Annotated in this window: 16 protein-coding genes and 1 pseudogene; 7 read left to right on the top strand and 10 right to left on the bottom strand. The window is 66.2% G+C overall.

Annotation, left to right across the window (positions count from 1 at the left end; translation table 11 throughout):
• Positions 1-59: 59 nt before the first annotated feature.
• Positions 60-845 (bottom strand): IclR family transcriptional regulator, encoded by a 786-nt coding sequence (locus J8I33_RS08330; protein WP_050012439.1) that lies wholly within the window; start codon positions 843-845, stop codon positions 60-62.
• Positions 846-1,072: 227 nt separating this feature from the next.
• Here J8I33_RS08330 and pcaF point away from each other — a divergent pair, with 227 nt between their 5' ends.
• Positions 1,073-2,275 (top strand): 3-oxoadipyl-CoA thiolase, encoded by a 1,203-nt coding sequence (gene pcaF / locus J8I33_RS08335; protein WP_209934564.1) that lies wholly within the window; start codon positions 1,073-1,075, stop codon positions 2,273-2,275.
• A 158-nt stretch (positions 2,276-2,433) separates the two neighbouring features.
• Here pcaF and J8I33_RS08340 read toward each other — a convergent pair whose 3' ends face one another.
• Both J8I33_RS08340 and J8I33_RS34430 read right to left on the bottom strand, forming a co-directional pair.
• Positions 2,434-2,994 carry an N-acetyltransferase gene (locus J8I33_RS08340; RefSeq protein ID WP_209934566.1) on the bottom strand — a complete coding sequence of 187 codons (561 nt, stop codon included), beginning with the start codon at positions 2,992-2,994 and terminating at the stop codon, positions 2,434-2,436.
• A gap of 83 nt (positions 2,995-3,077) precedes the next feature.
• Positions 3,078-3,209: pseudogene (locus J8I33_RS34430) on the bottom strand (SAM-dependent methyltransferase); the annotation flags it as partial.
• A gap of 311 nt (positions 3,210-3,520) precedes the next feature.
• Between J8I33_RS34430 and J8I33_RS08345 the strand changes: the two are divergent.
• Both J8I33_RS08345 and J8I33_RS08350 read left to right on the top strand, forming a co-directional pair.
• The gene (locus J8I33_RS08345; RefSeq protein WP_060733345.1) at positions 3,521-5,065 is read left to right on the top strand and encodes a PAS domain-containing methyl-accepting chemotaxis protein; all 1,545 of its coding nucleotides are present in this window, start codon (positions 3,521-3,523) and stop codon (positions 5,063-5,065) included.
• A 411-nt stretch (positions 5,066-5,476) separates the two neighbouring features.
• Positions 5,477-7,021: a PAS domain-containing methyl-accepting chemotaxis protein gene (locus J8I33_RS08350; RefSeq protein WP_089489812.1), complete on the top strand. Its 1,545-nt coding sequence runs from the start codon at positions 5,477-5,479 to the stop codon at positions 7,019-7,021.
• 115 nt (positions 7,022-7,136) lie between these two features.
• Here J8I33_RS08350 and gabD read toward each other — a convergent pair whose 3' ends face one another.
• Together gabD and J8I33_RS08360 are read right to left on the bottom strand one after the other, a co-directional pair.
• Positions 7,137-8,606 carry an NADP-dependent succinate-semialdehyde dehydrogenase gene (gabD, locus tag J8I33_RS08355; RefSeq protein WP_209934568.1) on the bottom strand — a complete coding sequence of 490 codons (1,470 nt, stop codon included), beginning with the start codon at positions 8,604-8,606 and terminating at the stop codon, positions 7,137-7,139.
• A 90-nt stretch (positions 8,607-8,696) separates the two neighbouring features.
• Complete coding sequence (locus J8I33_RS08360) at positions 8,697-9,980, bottom strand: 4-aminobutyrate--2-oxoglutarate transaminase (RefSeq protein WP_209925102.1); 1,284 nt, start codon at positions 9,978-9,980, stop codon at positions 8,697-8,699.
• 126 nt (positions 9,981-10,106) lie between these two features.
• On the opposite strand from J8I33_RS08360, the gene J8I33_RS08365 reads away from it, so the two are divergent.
• The 4 genes from J8I33_RS08365 to J8I33_RS08380 all read left to right on the top strand — a co-directional run bounded on the left by J8I33_RS08365 (position 10,107) and on the right by J8I33_RS08380 (position 14,802).
• Positions 10,107-11,615, top strand: coding sequence for a PLP-dependent aminotransferase family protein (locus J8I33_RS08365; RefSeq protein WP_209925104.1), 1,509 nt, complete (start codon positions 10,107-10,109; stop codon positions 11,613-11,615).
• 145 nt (positions 11,616-11,760) lie between these two features.
• The gene (gene selD / locus J8I33_RS08370; protein WP_124555310.1) at positions 11,761-12,825 is read left to right on the top strand and encodes a selenide, water dikinase SelD; all 1,065 of its coding nucleotides are present in this window, start codon (positions 11,761-11,763) and stop codon (positions 12,823-12,825) included.
• Positions 12,826-12,897: 72 nt separating this feature from the next.
• Positions 12,898-13,491 (top strand): LysE family transporter, encoded by a 594-nt coding sequence (locus J8I33_RS08375; protein WP_209925105.1) that lies wholly within the window; start codon positions 12,898-12,900, stop codon positions 13,489-13,491.
• 231 nt (positions 13,492-13,722) lie between these two features.
• Positions 13,723-14,802, top strand: a complete 1,080-nt coding sequence (locus J8I33_RS08380; protein ID WP_089489811.1) for a purine nucleoside permease — start codon at positions 13,723-13,725, stop codon at positions 14,800-14,802.
• Positions 14,803-14,925: 123 nt separating this feature from the next.
• Here the strand turns inward: J8I33_RS08380 and J8I33_RS08385 are convergent, their stop codons facing one another.
• The 5 genes from J8I33_RS08385 to J8I33_RS08410 all read right to left on the bottom strand — a co-directional run bounded on the left by J8I33_RS08385 (position 14,926) and on the right by J8I33_RS08410 (position 19,142).
• A complete protein-coding gene (locus J8I33_RS08385) occupies positions 14,926-15,693 on the bottom strand; it encodes a hypothetical protein (protein ID WP_209934570.1) in 768 nt (255 codons plus the stop codon).
• Positions 15,694-15,706: 13 nt separating this feature from the next.
• Positions 15,707-16,393, bottom strand: a complete 687-nt coding sequence (locus J8I33_RS08390) for a M35 family metallo-endopeptidase (RefSeq protein WP_209925118.1) — start codon at positions 16,391-16,393, stop codon at positions 15,707-15,709.
• Between the two features lie 61 nt (positions 16,394-16,454).
• Entirely contained in the window at positions 16,455-17,018 is a 564-nt protein-coding gene (locus J8I33_RS08395; protein WP_209934576.1) for a PAAR domain-containing protein, read from the bottom strand.
• Between the two features lie 758 nt (positions 17,019-17,776).
• Positions 17,777-18,070, bottom strand: a complete 294-nt coding sequence (locus J8I33_RS08405) for a DUF4148 domain-containing protein (protein WP_124595390.1) — start codon at positions 18,068-18,070, stop codon at positions 17,777-17,779.
• 385 nt (positions 18,071-18,455) lie between these two features.
• The gene (locus J8I33_RS08410) at positions 18,456-19,142 is read right to left on the bottom strand and encodes a response regulator transcription factor (RefSeq protein WP_124555315.1); all 687 of its coding nucleotides are present in this window, start codon (positions 19,140-19,142) and stop codon (positions 18,456-18,458) included.
• Positions 19,143-19,315: the final 173 nt, after the last annotated feature.

Here is a 19,315-nt window from a genome sequence, read left to right on the forward strand (position 1 = left end):
TTTTTATCCGCGCGATCCGCGAATGACCGTCGTGCCGGTCCCGCGAGCGAAGTAACCGCTCACCCGCGCCGCGCGACCAGTTCCGACACCGTCTGCGCGGCCTGCTGCAGCGGCCCGAGAAACTCCTTCACCATCTGCTTCGCGGTATGCCGCTGCGCGTTGCCGCTGATGTTCATCGCGGCGATGATCTGCCCGCGCCGGTTGCGGATCGGCGCGGACAGCGACATCAGCCCCACTTCGAGTTCCTGGTCGACCACGGCCCAGCCCTGCTGGCGCGCCTGAGCGATCGCCGCCTTCAGCTCGCCGAGGTCGGTGATCGTGCGCGGCGTGTGCGCGCGGATGCCGCTCTGCGCGAGCGTTTCGTCGAGCGCCGCGTCGTCGAGCGCGGACAGCAGCACGCGGCCCATCGACGTGCAGTACGCGGGCAGCCGGCTGCCGATCGACAGGTTGATCGTCATGATCTTGCGGGTCGGCACGCGCAGCACGTAGACGATCTCGGTGCGATCGAGCACCGCGGCCGAGCAGCTTTCGTGGATCTGCGCGGACAACTGCTCCATTACCGGATCGGCGAGATTCCAGAACGGCATCGACGTGAGATACGCGAAGCCGAGCTCGAGGATCTTCGGCGTGAGCCGGAACAGCCGGCCGTCGGCCTCGACGTAGCCGAGCGTCTGCAGCGTGAGCAGGATCCGGCGTGCGCCCGCGCGCGTGAGGCCGGTGGCCGACGCGACCTCGGTGAGCGTCTGCTCCGGGCGCGTCGCGTCGAACGCGCGGATCACCGCGAGGCCGCGCGCGAACGACTGCACATAGGAGTCGCCGGGTTTCTGGATGTCTTCGGTTGTCATGAACGGTTGGTTTGTCGTGCAGCCGAGAAGATAGCGCATGGGGCCTGACACGCCAACCGCCCGGCGGACCGCGCGCTTGACAGGTCGTCCCCGCACTCCCTATGATGCGTTGAACGTTCGATACACGATCTTATGTTCGTATATAGAACATTTAAGCGCATCCCGGCGGGCAATGCAAGGGGCGCGCCCTGTTCATTTCCCAGCCTTCCGTGGGACCGGAGACACTGATGACCGAAGCTTTTCTGTGTGATGCGATCCGTACGCCGATCGGGCGTTACGGCGGTGCACTGTCCGGCGTGCGCGCCGACGATCTGGGCGCGGTGCCGCTCAAGGCGCTCGTCGAGCGCAACCGCGACGTCGACTGGACGTCGATCGACGACGTGATCTACGGCTGCGCGAACCAGGCCGGCGAGGACAATCGCAACGTCGCGCGCATGTCGGCGCTGCTCGCGGGCTTGCCGGAAGGCGTGCCGGGTTCGACGATCAACCGCCTGTGCGGGTCGGGGATGGATGCGGTCGGCGTGGCCGCGCGCGCGATCAAGTCGGGCGAAGCCGCGCTGATGGTCGCGGGCGGCGTCGAGAGCATGACGCGCGCGCCGTTCGTGATGGGCAAGGCCGCGAGCGCGTTCGCGCGCCAGGCCGACATCTACGACACGACGATCGGCTGGCGCTTCGTCAATCCGCTGATGAAACAGTTGCATGGCGTCGATTCGATGCCGGAGACCGCCGAGAACGTCGCGGTCGACTACAACGTCAGCCGCGCGGATCAGGACCTGTTCGCGCTGCGCAGCCAGCAGAAGGCCGCACGCGCGCAGCAGGACGGCACGCTCGCCGAAGAAATCGTGTCGGTCACGATTGCGCAGAAGAAGGGCGATCCGCTGGTCGTGTCGCGCGACGAGCATCCGCGCGAAACGTCGCTCGAGACGCTCGCGAAGCTGAAGGGCGTCGTGCGCCCGGACGGCTCGGTCACGGCCGGCAACGCGTCGGGCGTGAACGACGGCGCCGCCGCGCTGCTGCTCGCGAACGAGGCAACCGCGAAGCGCTTCGGCCTGACGCCGCGCGCCCGCGTGCTGGGGATCGCGACGGCCGGCGTCGCGCCGCGCGTGATGGGTATCGGCCCCGCGCCGGCCACGCAGAAGCTGCTCGCCCGACTCGGGATGACGATCGACCAGTTCGACGTGATCGAGCTGAACGAGGCATTTGCGTCGCAAGGTCTTGCGGTGCTGCGCATGCTCGGCGTCGCCGACGACGATCCGCGCGTGAACCCGAACGGCGGCGCGATCGCGCTCGGCCACCCGCTCGGCGCATCGGGTGCGCGCCTCGTGACGACCGCGATGTACCAGTTGCATCGTACGAACGGCCGCTTTGCGCTGTGCACGATGTGCATCGGCGTCGGCCAGGGCATCGCGATCGCGATCGAACGCGTGTGAGCGGCGTGATGCGGTGAAGCGGCCGGATACGCGCCGCTTTGCTGCTGCGCTGTTTCCCCTACGAAGGGCGGCACGAGACATCTCGCGCCGCCCTTCGTCGTTAACCACCGGCCCGCGACAGTTGCTTGAAGCGCGCGCCGCCATCCGCGTGCCAGCCGTCAGGCCATCGGCCCTTCCAGATGAATGTCGTCGGGCTCGAGCGCGTAAAGCTCGGGATCGGGCGACGCGCTGACCGTGAAGCCGAGCCGCAGGTAGAAGTCGATCGTGCGCTGCGACGGCGTGGCCGATACGTACAGCCGCTCGGCGCCCATTGCACGCGCCTGCTCGCGGGCCGTGCGGTAGAGCTGTTCGCCGAGCCCGCAGCCGCGCCAGTCGTGGCTCACGTGCAGGAACTTCAGCTGCAGCATGTCGCGTTGCGGGCCGAGCCGCCGGCTGTCGACGACCGCCGCCGCGACCAGCCGCGCGCCGTCGAACCTGCCGAGAAACCAGCCGCCGCGGTCGTGGCAGTCGAGCAGGATCGGCGTGTAGTGATCGGCTTCGCCGTCGGGCCAGCCGGCCACGTCGTAGAACTCGGGCACGAGATGCAGCGTGCCGTCGCGCAGCACGTACAGGTATTCGATGATTTCGCGCCGGTCGATGGTCCATACGAGCGGTACGTCGTCGCGCGCAAGCGGGCGGGCCGACAGCGCGTCGCGTTCGGCGGCGGTGCGGCGCGTCATGCGGCCCTCCGGTGCGCGGCGATCGTACCCGTCGGCGGCAGGCGCGGCATGCGGTCGGGCAGCGCCATCCGATAGCCGTCCGGTTCGCGTTGTCCCGGAAACCGCGTGGCGCCGCCATTCCGGAAAAACGCGGCCTGATCGCGTTGATGGCGCTCATGCGCGGCCGTCGCGGTATTCCAGGACAGCCGATTCAGCTCATGCAATGCCTTTTTCATCGAATTCGAATTCCAGTGGAATGGAGCAGGATAGGCCAATCGTTTCGCTGCACGCAACAGCGGCCGGCATTGCCAATGTCGTTCGGCGCGTCGTGACCGACAGATAAACGTGCGCGGGGATTATCGGCGGATTATTTGATCTGAATCATGGTAATGGCCGGATTGCCCGTTTTATTCGCATCGAAATTAAGGTTTGCCGGTGAATTGCCGACAGTAAGGACGAGAGTGTCGTAAAGCGAACAACCGTTTTTCGGCTACTGAGCGCGATTTCAGCGCGGCGCGGACGACAGATCCGCCTTTCGGAGCCTTGCATGCGCAACAACCAGCCCGTTACCCAACAGGAATTCGATTTTCCCGACGACGTCACGCTGATGTCGACGACCGATGCCGACAGCATCATCACCTACGCCAACACGACGTTCGCGCAAGTGAGCGGCTTCTCGACCGAGGAGCTCGTCGGCCAGCCGCACAACGTGGTCCGTCACCCGGACATGCCGAAGGAGGCGTTCGCCGACATGTGGGCGACGCTGCGGCGCGGCGAGCCGTGGACCGCGCTCGTGAAGAACCGCCGCAAGAACGGCGACCACTACTGGGTGCGCGCGAACGCGATTCCGGTGATGCGCAACGGCGCGCCGCAGGGCTATATGTCGGTGCGCACGAAGGCGCCGCACGACGAGAGCACGGCCGCGGACGCGCTGTATCGCGCGTTTCGCGACGGCAAGGCCGGCCGGCGCCGGTTCCACAAGGGGCTCGTGATCCGCACCGGGCTGCTGCGAGTCGCGTCGCTGCCGCAGACGATGTCGGTGCGTGCGCGCGTTCATGCGGCACTGTGCGTGCTGGCGCCGGCCGTCGTCGGCGCGGGGTGGGCCTGCGGGCTCACCGGCGGCGGGCTCGCGGCGTTTGCCGGCGTGACGGCCGGCGTGGCGGTCGCGGCAGGCTGGTGGCTCGACGCGCAGATCGTGCAACCGCTGAAGCGGCTGCACGAGCAGGCGCTGAACGTCGCGACCGGCGAGAGCCGGCGCGGCGTACGGATGAACCGCGTCGACGAGATCGGCATGACGCTGCGCACGATCAACCAGCTCGGGCTGATGTTCCGCTGGCTCGTCGACGACGTCAGCGAGCAGGTGCACAACGTGCAGCGCGCGAGCAACGAGATCGCGCAAGGCAACAGCGACCTGAGCGCGCGCACCGAACAGGCCGCGTCGAGCGTGCAGCAGACGGCCGCGTCGATGGCCGAGATGACGGCGACCGTATCGAGCAACGCGGAGACGGCGCTGCAGGCGAATCAGCTGTCCGTTTCCGCGAGCGGCGCGGCCGAGCGCGGCGGGCAGGCGGTGAGCGAGGTCGTCGCGACGATGAGCGAGATCACCGACAGCTCGCGCAGGATCGCGGACATCATCGGCGTGATCGACGGCATCGCGTTCCAGACCAACATCCTCGCGCTGAACGCGGCGGTCGAGGCCGCGCGTGCGGGCGAACAGGGGCGCGGTTTCGCGGTGGTGGCCGGCGAAGTGCGCGCGCTCGCGCAGCGCAGCGCGAACGCGGCGAAGGAAATCAAGACGCTGATCGGCGCGAGCGTCGAGCGCGTCGAGTCGGGTGCGCGGATCGTCGACGGCGCGGGCAAGACGATGGAGGACATCGTCACGCAGGTGAAGCGCGTGTCGGACCTCATTGCGGAGATCAGCTCGTCGACGGCCGAGCAGAGCACCGGCGTCGCGCAGGTCGACCAGGCGGTCGTCCACCTGGACAACATCACGCAGCAGAACGCGGCGCTCGTCGAGCAGAGCACGGCGGCGTCGGAAAGCCTGAAGCAGCAGGCGACGCGGCTCGTCGATGCGGTGAACGTGTTCAGGTGAGGGTTGCAAGCGTGCGCGACGTGCGGATTCGATCAATGAATCCGGCATGTCGCGCACGATACATGTTCGGATTGGCGAATTCAATCGAATGACGCCAAACGCGAAATATTCGTATTTGCGACTTTATCGTTACGCGCTAAATCGGGCCGAACGCATTACGTCGAACGATCGGGCGAATGGCCGTCAGGCCGTTGTCCGGCCACGCATTCTGGTTTATCCATAAACAAATCATTCGGCAAAAACACGATCATGCATCTTTAATGCATATTTACCCGAGTACGGCATCATGTTTTGGCGGAATTTGCCGAAAGCGCAGGAGTCGACTCACACGCAGGCGAATCGATCGCCATGCGTGGAGTCTCGAATCAATCGACGAACGGACGCAAGATCCGTCACCCGGAGCTCCACACCATGCGCAACAACCAGCCTGTCACGCAACGCGAATTCGAATTTGCCGATGATGCGACGCTGATGTCGACGACCGACGTCGACAGCCACATCACGTACGCGAACGCGGCGTTCATCCAGGTCAGCGGTTTTTCTCCCGAGGAGATCGAGGGCCAGCCGCACAACGTGGTACGGCATCCGGACATGCCGAAGGAAGCGTTCGCCGACATGTGGGCGACGCTCAAGGGCGGCGAGCCGTGGACCGCGCTCGTGAAGAACCGCCGCAAGAACGGCGATCACTACTGGGTGCGCGCGAACGCGATTCCGGTGATGCGCAACGGGCAGCCGAAGGGCTACATGTCGGTGCGCACGAAGGCGACACGCGATGAGATCGCGGCCGCCGAGGCGCTGTATCGCGATTTCCGCGAAGGCAAGGCCGGCAGCCGCCGGTTCCACAAGGGATTGATCGTGCGCACGGGCGCGATGCGCGTCGCGTCGCTGTTCCAGACGATGTCGGTGCGGGCCCGGCTAGTGTCGACGCTGTGCGTCCTCGCGCCGGCTGTCGTCGGCGCCGGCTGGGCGGCCGGGTTGACCGGCGGCGCGTTCGCGGCGTTTGCCGGTGCGGCGGTCGGCGTGACGGCGGCAGCCGGGCTGTGGCTCGATGCGCAGATCGTGCGGCCGCTGGGGCAACTGCGCGACGAGGCGTTGCGCGTGGCGACCGGCGAGAGCCGCAGCGGCGTGCGGATGAACCGGGTCGACGAGATCGGCATGACGCTGCGCACGATCAACCAGCTCGGGTTGATGTTCCGCTGGCTCGTCGACGACGTCAGCGAACAGGTGTTGAACGTGCAGCGCGCGAGCAACGAGATCGCGCAAGGCAACAACGATCTGAGCGCGCGCACCGAGCAGGCGTCGACGAGCGTGCAGCAGACGGCCGCGTCGATGGCCGAGATGACGGCCACCGTGTCGAGCAATGCGGAGACGGCGCTGCAGGCGAATCAGTTGTCCGTTTCCGCGAGCGAGGCGGCCGGGCGCGGCGGGCAGGCGGTGAACGAAGTCGTCGCGACGATGAACGACATCACCGACAGCTCGCGCAAGATCGCGGACATCATCGGCGTGATCGACGGCATCGCGTTCCAGACCAACATTCTCGCGTTGAACGCGGCCGTCGAGGCGGCGCGCGCGGGCGATCAGGGGCGAGGCTTCGCGGTGGTGGCCGGCGAAGTGCGCGCGCTCGCGCAGCGCAGCGCGAACGCGGCGAAGGAGATCAAGACGCTGATCGGCGCGAGCGTCGAGCGGGTCGAGTCGGGCGCGCGGATCGTCGATGGCGCGGGCAAGACGATGGAGGACATCGTCACGCAGGTGAAGCGCGTGTCGGACCTCATTGCGGAGATCAGCTCGTCGACGGCCGAGCAGAGCACCGGCGTCGCGCAGGTCGACCAGGCGGTCGTCCACCTGGACAACATCACGCAGCAGAACGCGGCGCTCGTCGAGCAGAGCACGGCGGCGTCGGAAAGCCTGAAGCAGCAGGCGACGCGGTTGGTCGAGGCGGTGAACGTGTTCCGCTGATCGCGGGAGGGGAAGGTGACGCGGGCACGGCGGAGAGGGATACCGGCCCGCGTCGGGCCGCCCGGTTCCGGCCGGGCGGCCAGGGCCTGTCGCCGAGGCGGCAGGCCCCGAACCGTCAGACGGCGAGGCAGAGGTACTTGATCACGACGTAGTCGTCGATGCCGTAGTGCGAGCCTTCGCGGCCGAGGCCCGACTGCTTGACGCCGCCGAACGGCGCGACTTCGTTCGAGATCAGGCCCGTGTTCACGCCGACCATCCCGTATTCGAGCGCTTCGGCCACCTTCCACACGCGGCCGATGTCGCGGCTGTAGAAGTACGCGGCCAAGCCGAACTCGGTGTCGTTCGCGAGGCGGATCACCTCGTCGTCGCTGCCGAACTTGAACAGCGGCGCGAGCGGCCCGAACGTCTCTTCCTTCGCGACCTTCATCGCCGGCGTGACGCCCGTCAGCACGGTCGGCTCGAAGAAGCCGTGGCCGAGCGCATGGCGCTTGCCGCCCGTCACGACGGTCGCGCCCTTCGCGAGCGCGTCCTCGATGTGCGCCTCGACCTTCAGCACGGCCGCTTCGTTGATCAGCGGGCCCTGCGTGACGCCCGGCTCCGTGCCGCGGCCGACCTTCAACTGGCCGACGGCCGCCGCGAGCTTCTGCGCGAACTGGTCGTACACGGCTTCATGCACGTAGAAGCGGTTCGTGCACACGCACGTCTGGCCGCTGTTGCGGTACTTCGACGCGATCGCGCCCTGCACGGCCGCATCGAGATCGGCGTCGTCGAACACGATGAACGGCGCGTTGCCGCCGAGTTCCAGCGACACCTTCTTGACCGTCGCCGCGCATTGCGACATCAGCAGGCGGCCGACCGGCGTCGAGCCGGTGAACGACAGCTTGCGCACGATCGGGTTCGACGTCAGTTCGCCGCCGATCGCCTTCGGGTCGCCCGTGACGACGCTGAACACGCCGGCCGGCACGCCCGCGCGCTCGGCCAGCACGGCCATCGCGAGCGCCGAGAACGGCGTCGCTTCGGCCGGCTTCACGACGATCGGGCAGCCTGCGGCGAGCGCCGGGCCGACCTTGCGCGTGATCATCGCCGCCGGGAAATTCCACGGCGTGATCGCCGCGCACACGCCGATCGCTTCCTTCGTCACGACGATGCGCTTGTCGCTCGCCGGCGTCGGGATCGTGTCGCCGTACACGCGCTTGCCTTCTTCCGCGAACCACTCGAGGAACGACGCCGCATAGCCGATCTCGCCCTTCGCTTCGGCGAGCGACTTGCCTTGCTCGGTCGTCAGGATCAGCGCGAGGTCGTCGGCGTTTTCTATCATCAGGTCGTGCCACTTGCGCAGGATCGTCGCGCGCTCCTTCGCGGTCTTCTTGCGCCACGCGGGCCAGGCGGCGTTCGCGGCTTCGATCGCGTGACGCGTCTCGGCCGTGCCCATCGCCGGCACGGTGCCGAGCAGGCCGCCGGTCGCCGGGTTGCGGACCTCGAACGACTCGCCGTTCGTTGCGCCTTGCCATTCGCCGTTGATGTACGCCTGCTGGCGGAACAGCGACGGATCTTTCAGTGCCAGGGTTTCCTGAACAGTGCTCATATGAATCGCCTGCTATGAAAAGGACGGATGAAAACGGCCGCCGCCGTCTTCACGACGGCGGCGGCGCATTCAGTGGAAGCGGACGGGCACTCAGGCCGGCACGCCGACCGTTTCCTTCAGCACTTCCTCGAGGATCACGAGCGCTTCGTCGAACACGGCTTGCGGGATCGTCAGCGGGAACAGGAAGCGCACGACGTTCGAGTACACGCCGCACACGAGCAGCAGCAGGCCGCGCTCGAGCGCACGCGTCTGCACGCGCTTCGTGAATTCGGCATCCGGCTCGCCCGAACCCGGCTTCAGGAATTCGACCGCGATCATCGCGCCCGGGCCGCGCACGTCGGCGATCTGCGGCACGTCGGCCTGCAGCGCGTTCAGCTTCGCCTTCAGCACGTCGCCGAACTGCGTCGCGCGCTCGCACAGCTTCTCTTCGTCGATGATCTCGAGCACCGCGTGCGCCGATGCGACGGCCAGCGGGTTGCCCGCGTAGGTGCCGCCGAGGCCGCCGGGAGCCGCTGCGTCCATCACGTCCGCACGGCCGACGACGCCCGACAGCGGCATGCCGCCCGCGAGGCTCTTCGCCATCGTGATCAGGTCGGCCAGCACGTCGTAGTGCTGCATCGCGAACAGCTTGCCGGTACGCGCGAAGCCCGTCTGCACTTCGTCGGCGATCAGCAGGATGCCGTGTTCGTTACAGATCTTGCGCAGCGCGCGCACGAATTCGGCCGGCGCCGGGTTGAAGCCGCCTTCGCCCTGGACCGGTTCGAAGATGATCGCGGCGACGCGCTTCGGATCGATGTCGGCCTTGAACAGCATCTCGATCGCCTTGATCGAGTCGGCCGTCGTCACGCCGTGCACGGCGTTCGGGTACGGCGCGTGGAACACGTCGCCCGGGAACGGGCCGAAGTTCAGCTTGTACGGCGCGACCTTGCCGGTCAGCGCCATGCCCATCATCGTGCGGCCGTGGAAGCCGCCCGAGAACGCGATCACGCCCGGACGGCCGGTGGCCGCACGCGCGATCTTGATCGCGTTCTCGACGGCTTCGGCGCCGGTCGTGAAGAACGCGGTCTTCTTCGGGAAGTCGCCCGGCGCGCGCTCGTTGATCTTCTCGGCCAGCTCGACGTACGACGCGTACGGGACGATCTGGTAGGCGGTGTGCGTGAAGTGGTTCAGCTGATCGGCGATCGCCTTGACGATCTTCGGGTGGCGGTGGCCCGTGTTCAGCACCGCGATGCCGGCGGCGAAATCGATGAAGCGGCGGCCTTCGACGTCCCACAGCTCCGCGTTCTCGGCGCGGGCTGCGTAGAAATCGCACATCACGCCGACGCCGCGCGGGGTGGCGGCGTTCTTGCGGGCCTGCAGGTCGGCATTCTTCACGGTCATCTCCTTGATGTTCTGTCCGGTGGGTAGGAAATCGGGCGCCTGGGCAGCCCATGGAGGCGACTATAATCACATTTGGCTCTGGCAATCAGAGCCATTTCAATAAATATTCAGGAGCCAATCATGCGCGCAAGCGTGTTGTCGGACTGGCTGGCGCAGCGCCTCGTGCGCGGCGGCGAACAGCCGATCTACCGGCAGCTGCATCGCCTGCTGCAACAGGCGATCCTGTCGCGCGAACTGCCGGCCGGCACGCGCGTGCCGTCGTCGCGGCTGCTGGCCGCCGAGCTCGGGATCGCGCGCAACACGGTCACGCAGGTTTACGAACAGCTTGCGCTTGAAGGCTATGTGAACTCGGCGACGGGCCGCGGCACCTTCGTCGCCGACAGCGCGCCGGACGAGATCGTCGGCGCGCCGTCCGACGCGGCGGCCGGCCCGGCCGTCGCGACGCCGTCCGCGCGGCGGCTGTCCGCGCGCGGCACGCGGCTCGTCGAAGGCGCCGGCGTGTCGAAGCGCCAGGGCGGCGCGTTCATGCCGGGCGTGCCCGATGTGTCGCGCTTTCCGGCGCGCGTGTGGACGCGGCTGCACAACAAGTACTGGCGCCGTCTGCGTCCGGACCTGCTGACCTACGCGCCCGGCGGCGGGCTCGCGCTGCTGCGCGAGGCGCTGGCCGACTACCTGCGCACGTCGCGCTCGGTGCGCTGCATGCCCGAGCAGATCGTGATCACGACCGGCATCCACCAGTCGATCGACCTCGCGGTGCGCCTGCTGACCGACCCGGGCGACGCGATCTGGACCGAAGATCCGTGCTACTGGGGCGTGCGCAGCGTGCTCAACGTGTCGGGGCTGACCACGCGGCCGATTCCGGTCGACGACGAAGGCATCGCGCCGTCGGCGGCCGATCTGGCCGAGCCGCCGAAGCTGATGCTCGTCACGCCGTCGCACCAGTATCCGCTCGGGATGGTGATGAGCCTTGCGCGGCGGCGGATGCTGCTCGAATACGCGCGCCAGCACGGCTGCTGGATCATCGAGGACGACTACGACAGCGAATTCCGCTATGGGAGCCGGCCGCTCGCGTCGCTGCAGGGCCTCGACACGGCCGGGCAGGTGATCTACGTCGGCAGTTTCGGCAAGACGCTGTTTCCGGGGCTGCGGGTCGGTTATCTGGTCGCGCCGGAGCCGCTCGCGGAGAGTTTCGCGACCGCGAGCGCCGAGCTGTATCGCGAAGGGCAGTTGCTGCAGCAGGCGGTGCTCGCCGAATTCATCGCGGAAGGGCATTTCGTGTCGCATATCCGCAAGATGCGCACGCTGTACGGGCAACGCCGTGAGGTGCTGCTCGACGCGGTCGCGCGTCGCTACGGCGATACGCTGCACGCGCTCGGCAGCGACGCGGGGCTGCATCTGGTCACGCAATTGCCCGATGGCGTCGACGATCGCGCGGTCGCGCAGGCGGCGCTCGAGCGCAACATCGTCGTGCGGCCGCTGTCCGGGTATTACGCGGATCGCTCGCGCGCTGCATCGGGATTGCTGCTCGGCTATGCGTGCGTGCCGGAAGACGAGATCGCGACCGCGTTCGCGACGCTTGCCGCGGCGATCGACGAGCGGGCGTTCGGCGGGGCCGTTGCGCTGGCTTGACGGGTGAGCACAAGCGATATCGACGCGTTGCGATTCCGTCAAAGGCCGGTCGAAGCGCGATTCTCTCCGCAACGTGGAGTGCGTATCGGGCGCGCTCGCGCCGAATTGTCGATAATAGAACGTTGTTATTCACCGGATGCCGACGATGACCGAAGCCACCCAAGCCCAGCCTGCCGTTCCGCGCCTCACGAGCCTGTCGCACGGGGGCGGCTGCGGCTGCAAGATCGCGCCGGGCGTGCTGTCCGAGCTGCTCAAGCGCGCGACGCCGCCCGCGCTGTTCCCCGATCTGTTGGTCGGCACCGAGACGTCCGACGACGCGGCCGTCTACCGGCTCAACGACGAGCAGGCGATCGTCGCCACCACCGATTTCTTCATGCCGATCGTCGACGATCCGTTCGACTTCGGCCGTATCGCGGCCACCAATGCGCTGTCCGACGTCTATGCGATGGGCGGCAAGCCAATTCTCGCGCTCGCGCTGGTCGGCATGCCGATCAACGTACTGCCGCACGAGACGATCGCGGCCGTGCTGCGCGGCGGCGAATCGGTGTGCGCGGAGGCCGGCATTCCGGTCGCCGGCGGCCATTCGATCGATTCGGTCGAGCCGATCTATGGGCTCGCGGCGATCGGCGTCGTGCATCCGTCGCGCGTGAAGCGCAACGCGGCCGCGCGCGCGGGCGACGTGCTCGTGCTCGGCAAGCCGCTCGGCGTCGGCGTGCTGTCGGCCGCGCTGAAGAAGAACCAGCTCGACGCCGACGGTTACGCGCAAATGGTCGCGACTACAACGAAGCTCAACCGGCCGGGCGCCGAACTCGCCGCGTTGCCGGGCGTGCATGCGCTGACCGACGTCACCGGCTTCGGGCTGCTCGGCCATACGCTCGAACTGGCGCGCGGCGCGCAGCTCACCGCCCGCGTGCACTACGCGTCGCTGCCGTGGCTCGCGGGCGTCGAGACGTTCGTTGCCGACGGCGTGTTCACCGGCGCGTCGGGCCGCAACTGGGCCGCGTATGGCACGGACGTGCGGCTCGCCGACGGGCTGCCGCCCGTCGCGCAGGCGCTGTTGACCGATCCGCAGACGTCGGGCGGGCTGCTGGTCGCGTGTGCACCCCAGGCCGTCGACGACGTGCTCGCCTGCTTCCGCGCCGACGGTTTCGACCGCGCGGCCGTGATCGGCGAGATGGTGGACGGGCCGTCGCGCGTCGACGTCGCTTGACGCGGTTTTTCTCACGCTGGCGTGCCGTCGGTCGATAGAATCGATGCCTTCCGTTGAAGGTATCGACGACCGATGAACGACTTCCTGTTCGGGCTGATGATCGCGCTGTCGGTCGGGCCCGTCGCACTGATGATCGCGAACTACGGCATGCGCGCCGGCACCGCGACCGGCGTGCGCGCGGCAATCGGCGTGGCCGCTGCCGACGGCTGCTATGCGGTCGTCGCGTTCACGGTCGGCGCGATGCTCGCGGGCACGCTGGCGTCGCATCTGTCGCTGTTCCGCATCATCGGTGCGCTCGTGCTGCTCGCGATGGGCGCACGGATGCTGTGGCGGGGGCTGCGTGACCGGCGCCGCGCGCTCGACGGCGACGTACCGACGCCGCCGGGCGATCGCCCGTTCCTGTCGATGTTCTTCGTCACGCTCGCGAACCCACTGACCATCCTGCTGTTCTACGGCTATGCGACCGCTGCCGCCGGTGCGCACCGGCACTGGCTGCTCGGCGCCGCGTGCGTGTTTGCGGGCAGCCTCGCGGGGCAGCTCGTGTTCGCGGTCGGCGGCAGTGCGATCGGGCGCTTCGTGAAATCGCCGGGGTGGCTCGCGGCGAGCCACGTGGTCGCCGCACTCGTCGTGCTCGGTTACGGCGTCGCGGGGTTGATGCGCGTGTAGTGCGGCGAGAAACGGCCGACGTCGCGCGTGGCGAAGAACCCGATAGCATTCCTGATGTTTGAAAGGCCGCGGCGAACGTACGATTTTCGATCACGCAACATGCGTTCGTTCGCACGAAACACCACCCGTCGTTTCGTAGTCGGGTTCCGCATCGCGCACGCCCGTTCTATACTCCCTCGCGCAGTCTCCGACAGCCGTTCTCACCCAACACCATCGAAACAAGGAACGCCGATGCTGACTCGCTCCATTCTTTCCGCCGCTGCATTCTCGCTCGCCGCCTGTGCGACCGCGCCATCGATCGCGCAGGACAATCAGGGCAACGACGCAGGCAACGCCGCATTCGCCGAGACCGGCTCGCATGGCCGCCCGGTCAAGGTCATGATCATCACGATGTTCGGCCCGGAAGGCCAGGCATGGCTCGACCGGCTCGGCCCGTGGCGCGACATCGCCGTGCCCGGCCTGTCGCCCGACTATCCGGCCGTCCACTGCAACAAGCAGGACGTATGCGTGGTGACGACCGGCATGGGCTATGCGAATGCGTCGGCGACGATCATGGCGCTCACGTTCTCGCAACGCTTCGATCTGCGCCGCACGTATTTCCTGGTCTCGGGCATCGCGGGCGTCGACCCTGCACAGGGCACGGTCGGATCGGCCGCGTGGTCGAAATACCTCGTCGATTTCAGTCTGCAGTGGGAGCTCGATGCGCGCGAGATTCCGGCCGGGTGGAACACCGGCTTCCTCGGCATCAACACGAAGAGCCCGAGCGACAAGCCGCCGCTCGACTATCGCACCGAAGTGTTCCAGCTCAACCCGCAGTTGACCGATGCCGCGTATGCGTTGTCGCGCAACGTCGTGCTCGCCGACAGCGCACAGGCGCAGGCCGCGCGCGCGAAGTTCACGTATGCGCCGGCGAACCGGCCGCCGACAGTGATCCAGTGCGACACGTCATCGGGCAACACGTGGTTCTCGGGCACGCTGATCGGCGAGCGCGCGCGCCAGTGGACCAAGATCCTGACGGACGGCAAGGGCACCTACTGCATGACCGCGCAGGAAGACAACGCGACGTTCGAAGCGCTCAAGCGCGCGGCGAGCGTGAAGCGGGTCGACCTGTCGCGCGTCGCCGTGCTGCGTACCGGGTCCGACTTCGACCGGCCGTATGCGGGGCAGACGAGCGCCGACAACTTGCTGAACTACGCGGACCAGGGCGGCTTCGCGCCGGCGACCGAAAACCTGTACCGCGCGGGCAATCCGCTGGTGCAGGACATCGTCACGCACTGGGGCGAATGGCGTGATGGGGTGCCGCGTCGTTGAGCTGATTTGATCCGATGGGACGGTGCAGACTGATGCACTGTCCCGTCGGCCAAATGGGCCGGATGGTCTCCGGCGGCGCGGGATGCGACTGCGCCGCCGGCGATGAGCAAAGGTCGGTGGCTGCTACGGAGTGGACCTGTCCGGTCTCTCGATCCTGATTTCGATTTTCGTGTATTCGGGACCCAATAATTGCGCGCGCCCGGTTTGACCGCGTTCGTCGGTCATGCCCGAATATCGGGCGGCGCTCGTGCTGATCCGATAGCAGGTCCGTGCCAGCGGCCGCTTTTGATCATCCAGAAGCGTCAGCGGATTATCGTTCGTCCGTTCGGTCCAGCGCGTGGTGGTCACGACGCGGGTGCGCGCAGGGGCAGGATCGTCGCTGCACGTCAGACGGTCGGCATCTGGAGGCGGTCCGGGCGTGGCAGGTGTTATCGCGTGGCTGGCGACTCCTTCCAGCCCTGGCGTGTTGCAAAGTTGCTGACATCCGGCCGGCGGACATTTCGGAACGAATTGCACCCAGATTTGCTTCGCGCTGTCGGCGTCGAGCTCGCCGTCCTTGCGAGTGAAGATGCGTTCTTGTACGTAGACATCGTCCGGTGCCATGCCGAGTCCGACGAGAAAGGATTTCATTTGTTCGCCACGTTGCTTGGCCAATTGAGCCGGCCTGTGCTCCCATTCGTATGCAAGCGCATCGATCGTGGCCGTCGCGCCTTCCTGTGTCCACTCTCGCGCCGTCAGATAGTGCCTGACGAGGCTGAGCCTCGCGCTGTTGCTTATCTCGGTCGAGTTCAACGGCAACTGCATGCTGTCGGTGAGCAGGACTTTGCACGCGTTTGCTTGCACCGGGCCAAGCAAAAGGGCAATCAGCAACGAGAAGAAGGTACGCTTCATGGATTCGGCCTGGTTAGCGAGCAAGAATGAACCACGCAATGCTGTCCGCATTGCCTAATGCATCGTTGGGGCGGTGTTTGGCGAAATGCAGGCATGCGGTCCGCCCATACGCACCCGAATGGTCGACCGCGTTGAACGTGTCCTCGAAGTGTGTGCACTCGTGCACGATCGTCAGTTGCTGTGAGGACAGGTTTCCCGCCGATCGCTCCGGGAGTGAACAGAACGGGAGACTGATGGCGATGGTATGGGTCGACGTATCGGGGCGGCATACATGAGCGACTTCCGCATCGAGATTTTTCATATTGGGTAGACAGCCGGTGGCGCGGTCGGCGTCTGATCCTGTACGGACGAAGTTGCTGGCGTCCAGCCTTGCCATGACGTCAGCCAGGGCGTTGAGTCCGTTTATCAGCGTGCGTTGGGTTTCGATGTCGGATATGCCGAACCAGTCGATGACGCGTGCTTCGGTGGCGGGGCTCCATCGAGCCAGTTCCCGGATTCGTTGCCGCGTGATGGCGACAGCCTCGTCTCGCAATTCGAGCATCCGCTTTCTGAACATCGAATCCGTCATGTTCGGGCATATCGGTGGGCCGTCGAGCGATAGCGGTATTGAAACGACGGAATCGCGGATCGTGTTGGCCGATACGGTCGCGATCCGGATCCATTCTTCATCGTTCGTTGCGTCGGGATCATTCAAAGGCATGGGCTCTCCTGACAGGGAAAGAACGTACATCGCGGCGTTGCGCGCCGGAATGCAAGCGTATTCATCCGGCAACAATATCGAGATGGAGTTGTCCGTGGCTGGCGAGGCTGACACGCCGCGTGCGGCCGTCCATATCGGTCGTCCCCGTGATGATGGAGTCGGGGTCGACATCGGATGTGATCCGATAGCGGACGTGCTCCAACGGATGCCCGGTTGACTGGTCGATCAGCTGAAACTGCTCGTCGTACGTTGCGCGGGTTGCCGGCGCTTCGTGCGGCGGGAGGGGAGTCGAGTTGCGGCCGGAGTGTCGCTCGAGGAAGATACCCGAGTCGCTTCCGGCCATCACTCGGTTGTTGCCGCAAGGACACGACACGGAATCGCCATCGACGACGGCGTTGCGACCGCCCTCGGATATTCCCTTTCCCGTTCCGACAATGCTGAAATGACCTTCGCAAATGCCGCATGACGCGCGGTCTTCGCTGAGCGCGATATGTTTGCCGTGGTCGAACATCGTCGACGAGTGTGCGATGACGAGCCATCGCGTCGTGGTCGGGTCGCCGTCGCGCACGACGGCCTTGCGTTGCGTTGTGCTGTCCGTTTCACGGGTACGAGTCGACGTAGTCATATGAGTCTCCATTCGGGTATGGCCAGAGCGCTCATGCTAAGGACTCGGCGCCAGCGAATAATTCGCGGAAATGCGAACGACGCGGCTCTGATTATTGGAAAGTGTGAACGAGAAGGATGGCGATTAGGCGTGGTTTCGACGCAGAGGCGAACCTGCGCGTGCAGCGCGACATGACGTGAAGGCGATCAGCACCGCTGTGGGCGACGGCCGACATGGTATGCAGCAATGGAGCCTGTTCGCGAGATTCGCTGGTCAGGTAAACCTGCGTTCGTCAAGCGTTTGGCCAAATGGCGGCGCATCTGGATTTCCGGATCGTGGCTGTCCAATGTTATCGATTGTGTCGACGCGGCACCTTTTTGCGCTGCGATGGCAGCGCGCTCGCCCGGTATCGACAATAGCCGTCCCGTGTATCCGTCGAATGCGCGAGCGACTCCAGATGCACCTTCTTCGCACCGGCGACCGAAAACCTGTACCGCGCGGGCAATCCGCTGGTGCAGGACATCGTCACGCACTGGGGAGAATGGCGCGACGGCGTGCCGCGCCGTTGACAGCCGGACGACGGCTCAGCGGCCCGTCAATGCGATTGCGGGGCCGAGCGGAACGGCGTCCACACCGGCGTGGTGTCGTCCCAGTGATCGAGCGGCGAAGGAAGTTGATCGTTCATCATGTGCTCCTGTAACTCACTGATTCAGCAAAGTCGTCGATAAGGTCGTTCGAGACGCCGCGCACGGGGCAACCCGCTGCGCGGCGTCGCGCGTTTACCGGCCCCCGCCGGCGAGCTGGTTGCCTTCCGGCATCGGGCGATACGGGCCTTGGGCGAGTTCGAGCCCTTGCGGATACGAGGTCGCCTTGCGCAGGTACGCGAGCGTGCCGTCCTTGCGTGCCTGCTCGACTTCCGCGCTGACTTCGGCGCGCGTACGCGGGCCGTTGTGTTGCGAGTACCACGACGTGTTGGCGTAGTCGCCGGCGTGCGGGGTGCCCGAGTCGGCAAAGGCCGGTGCGGACACGGCAAGTGTGAGAGCGAGGGCCGAGAGAAGATGGCGGCGGTTCATGGCGTAACTCCTAGAGATGTCGGAGCTGGCGCCCGAGCGCTGACTCCGGTCCCGCCAGGCGGGATCTGTTCGATGCGCAACGAGGTGCGCGACAGGGTTTACTCTAGGTGTCCGTTCCGTCGCGATAAATGCGGCAGACGCGAATTGAATTGTCGCTGTACAGAAACAATTGGAATCCGCACACGCAGTGAGGACATGCGCGCAGCCTTGCCCGGCGGCGCCGACAGCGAGATACGGCAGGTCCGCCGGAACGCGCCGCGACGATCGGCGCGTGTTCAGCAACAGTCCATTGCGTACGGTGTCAGGATGCCGCGGCGCGCGCCGTTCATCGCGCATCGTGTCGACGGGAACGGCCGGCTGCGGTACGCGATGATGGGACGGCGAATCAGATCGCTTCGAGCCGGTAGCCCAGCGTATAGACCGCGCTGAGGCGCACGCCGTTCGACGGCTGCAGCGCGAGCTTCATCCGCAGCCGATAGATGTGCGTGTCGAGGCTGCGCGACACGCCAGCCATGTCGCGGCCCCAGAGCGAGCGAATCAGCGCGTCGCGCGGCATGATCCGCCCGGGATTGCGAAACAGCAGCACGGCGAGATCGAATTCCCGCGGCGTCAGCTTGACCGGCGCGCCATGCAGCAGCACGGTTCGCGTTCGCGTGTCGATCAGATAGCCGCCGAGCCTGAGCGTGTCGTGCCGGCCGGCGCCGCCGTGATACGCGCGCCTGAGCAGCGCGTTGGCGCGCGCCAGCAGCTCGAACTGATTGATCGGCTTGACCATGTAGTCGTCGGCGCCCGCGTTGATCGCGGAGAAGACTTCATCGTCGCGCGCGCGTTGTGTCAGGAACAGGATCGGCAGACGGCCCCCAATGCGCTCGCGTGTCCATTGGAGCACTTCGAATCCGGACATGCCGGGCACCCGCCAGTCGAGAATCAGTAGATCGACCACCGAACTCTCCAGATGGCGAATCGCCTGATTTCCGTTGCTGACTGCATGCACGCGATAGCCTGCCGTTTCCAGTATCGACGTGATCAACTCCACATAGGCGGGATCGTCCTCGAGATAGAGAACGTTCATGTTACGTACTCCTTCGATGTTGATCGTAACGATCGGGCCGTGTCGAGCGTCCGGGCGGGAAAGGGAGATCCGGCTCACGCACGCGACGATCGACAGCACGTAATTTGCCGCGATGTTCGTCTCGATGTGTCGGAAAAATTGTCAACGATTTTGAACGTGTGGAATTCATTAAG

This window comes from Burkholderia sp. AcTa6-5, assembly GCF_017815075.1.
GTDB classification, from domain to species: Bacteria; Pseudomonadota; Gammaproteobacteria; order Burkholderiales; family Burkholderiaceae; genus Burkholderia; species Burkholderia sola.

Coding starts and splice junctions, on each gene's coding strand:
- J8I33_RS08350 (WP_089489812.1), top strand. CDS start 5,477: ATGCGCAACAACCAGCCTGTCACGCAACGCGAATTCGAATTTGCCGAT.
- J8I33_RS08340 (WP_209934566.1), bottom strand. CDS start 2,994: ATGACGCGCCGCACCGCCGCCGAACGCGACGCGCTGTCGGCCCGCCCG.
- J8I33_RS08395 (WP_209934576.1), bottom strand. CDS start 17,018: ATGACTACGTCGACTCGTACCCGTGAAACGGACAGCACAACGCAACGC.
- J8I33_RS08330 (WP_050012439.1), bottom strand. CDS start 845: ATGACAACCGAAGACATCCAGAAACCCGGCGACTCCTATGTGCAGTCG.
- J8I33_RS08380 (WP_089489811.1), top strand. CDS start 13,723: ATGCTGACTCGCTCCATTCTTTCCGCCGCTGCATTCTCGCTCGCCGCC.
- pcaF (WP_209934564.1), top strand. CDS start 1,073: ATGACCGAAGCTTTTCTGTGTGATGCGATCCGTACGCCGATCGGGCGT.
- J8I33_RS08345 (WP_060733345.1), top strand. CDS start 3,521: ATGCGCAACAACCAGCCCGTTACCCAACAGGAATTCGATTTTCCCGAC.
- selD (WP_124555310.1), top strand. CDS start 11,761: ATGACCGAAGCCACCCAAGCCCAGCCTGCCGTTCCGCGCCTCACGAGC.
- J8I33_RS08390 (WP_209925118.1), bottom strand. CDS start 16,393: ATGCCTTTGAATGATCCCGACGCAACGAACGATGAAGAATGGATCCGG.
- gabD (WP_209934568.1), bottom strand. CDS start 8,606: ATGAGCACTGTTCAGGAAACCCTGGCACTGAAAGATCCGTCGCTGTTC.
- J8I33_RS08365 (WP_209925104.1), top strand. CDS start 10,107: ATGCGCGCAAGCGTGTTGTCGGACTGGCTGGCGCAGCGCCTCGTGCGC.
- J8I33_RS08405 (WP_124595390.1), bottom strand. CDS start 18,070: ATGAACCGCCGCCATCTTCTCTCGGCCCTCGCTCTCACACTTGCCGTG.
- J8I33_RS08410 (WP_124555315.1), bottom strand. CDS start 19,142: ATGAACGTTCTCTATCTCGAGGACGATCCCGCCTATGTGGAGTTGATC.
- J8I33_RS08385 (WP_209934570.1), bottom strand. CDS start 15,693: ATGAAGCGTACCTTCTTCTCGTTGCTGATTGCCCTTTTGCTTGGCCCG.
- J8I33_RS08375 (WP_209925105.1), top strand. CDS start 12,898: ATGAACGACTTCCTGTTCGGGCTGATGATCGCGCTGTCGGTCGGGCCC.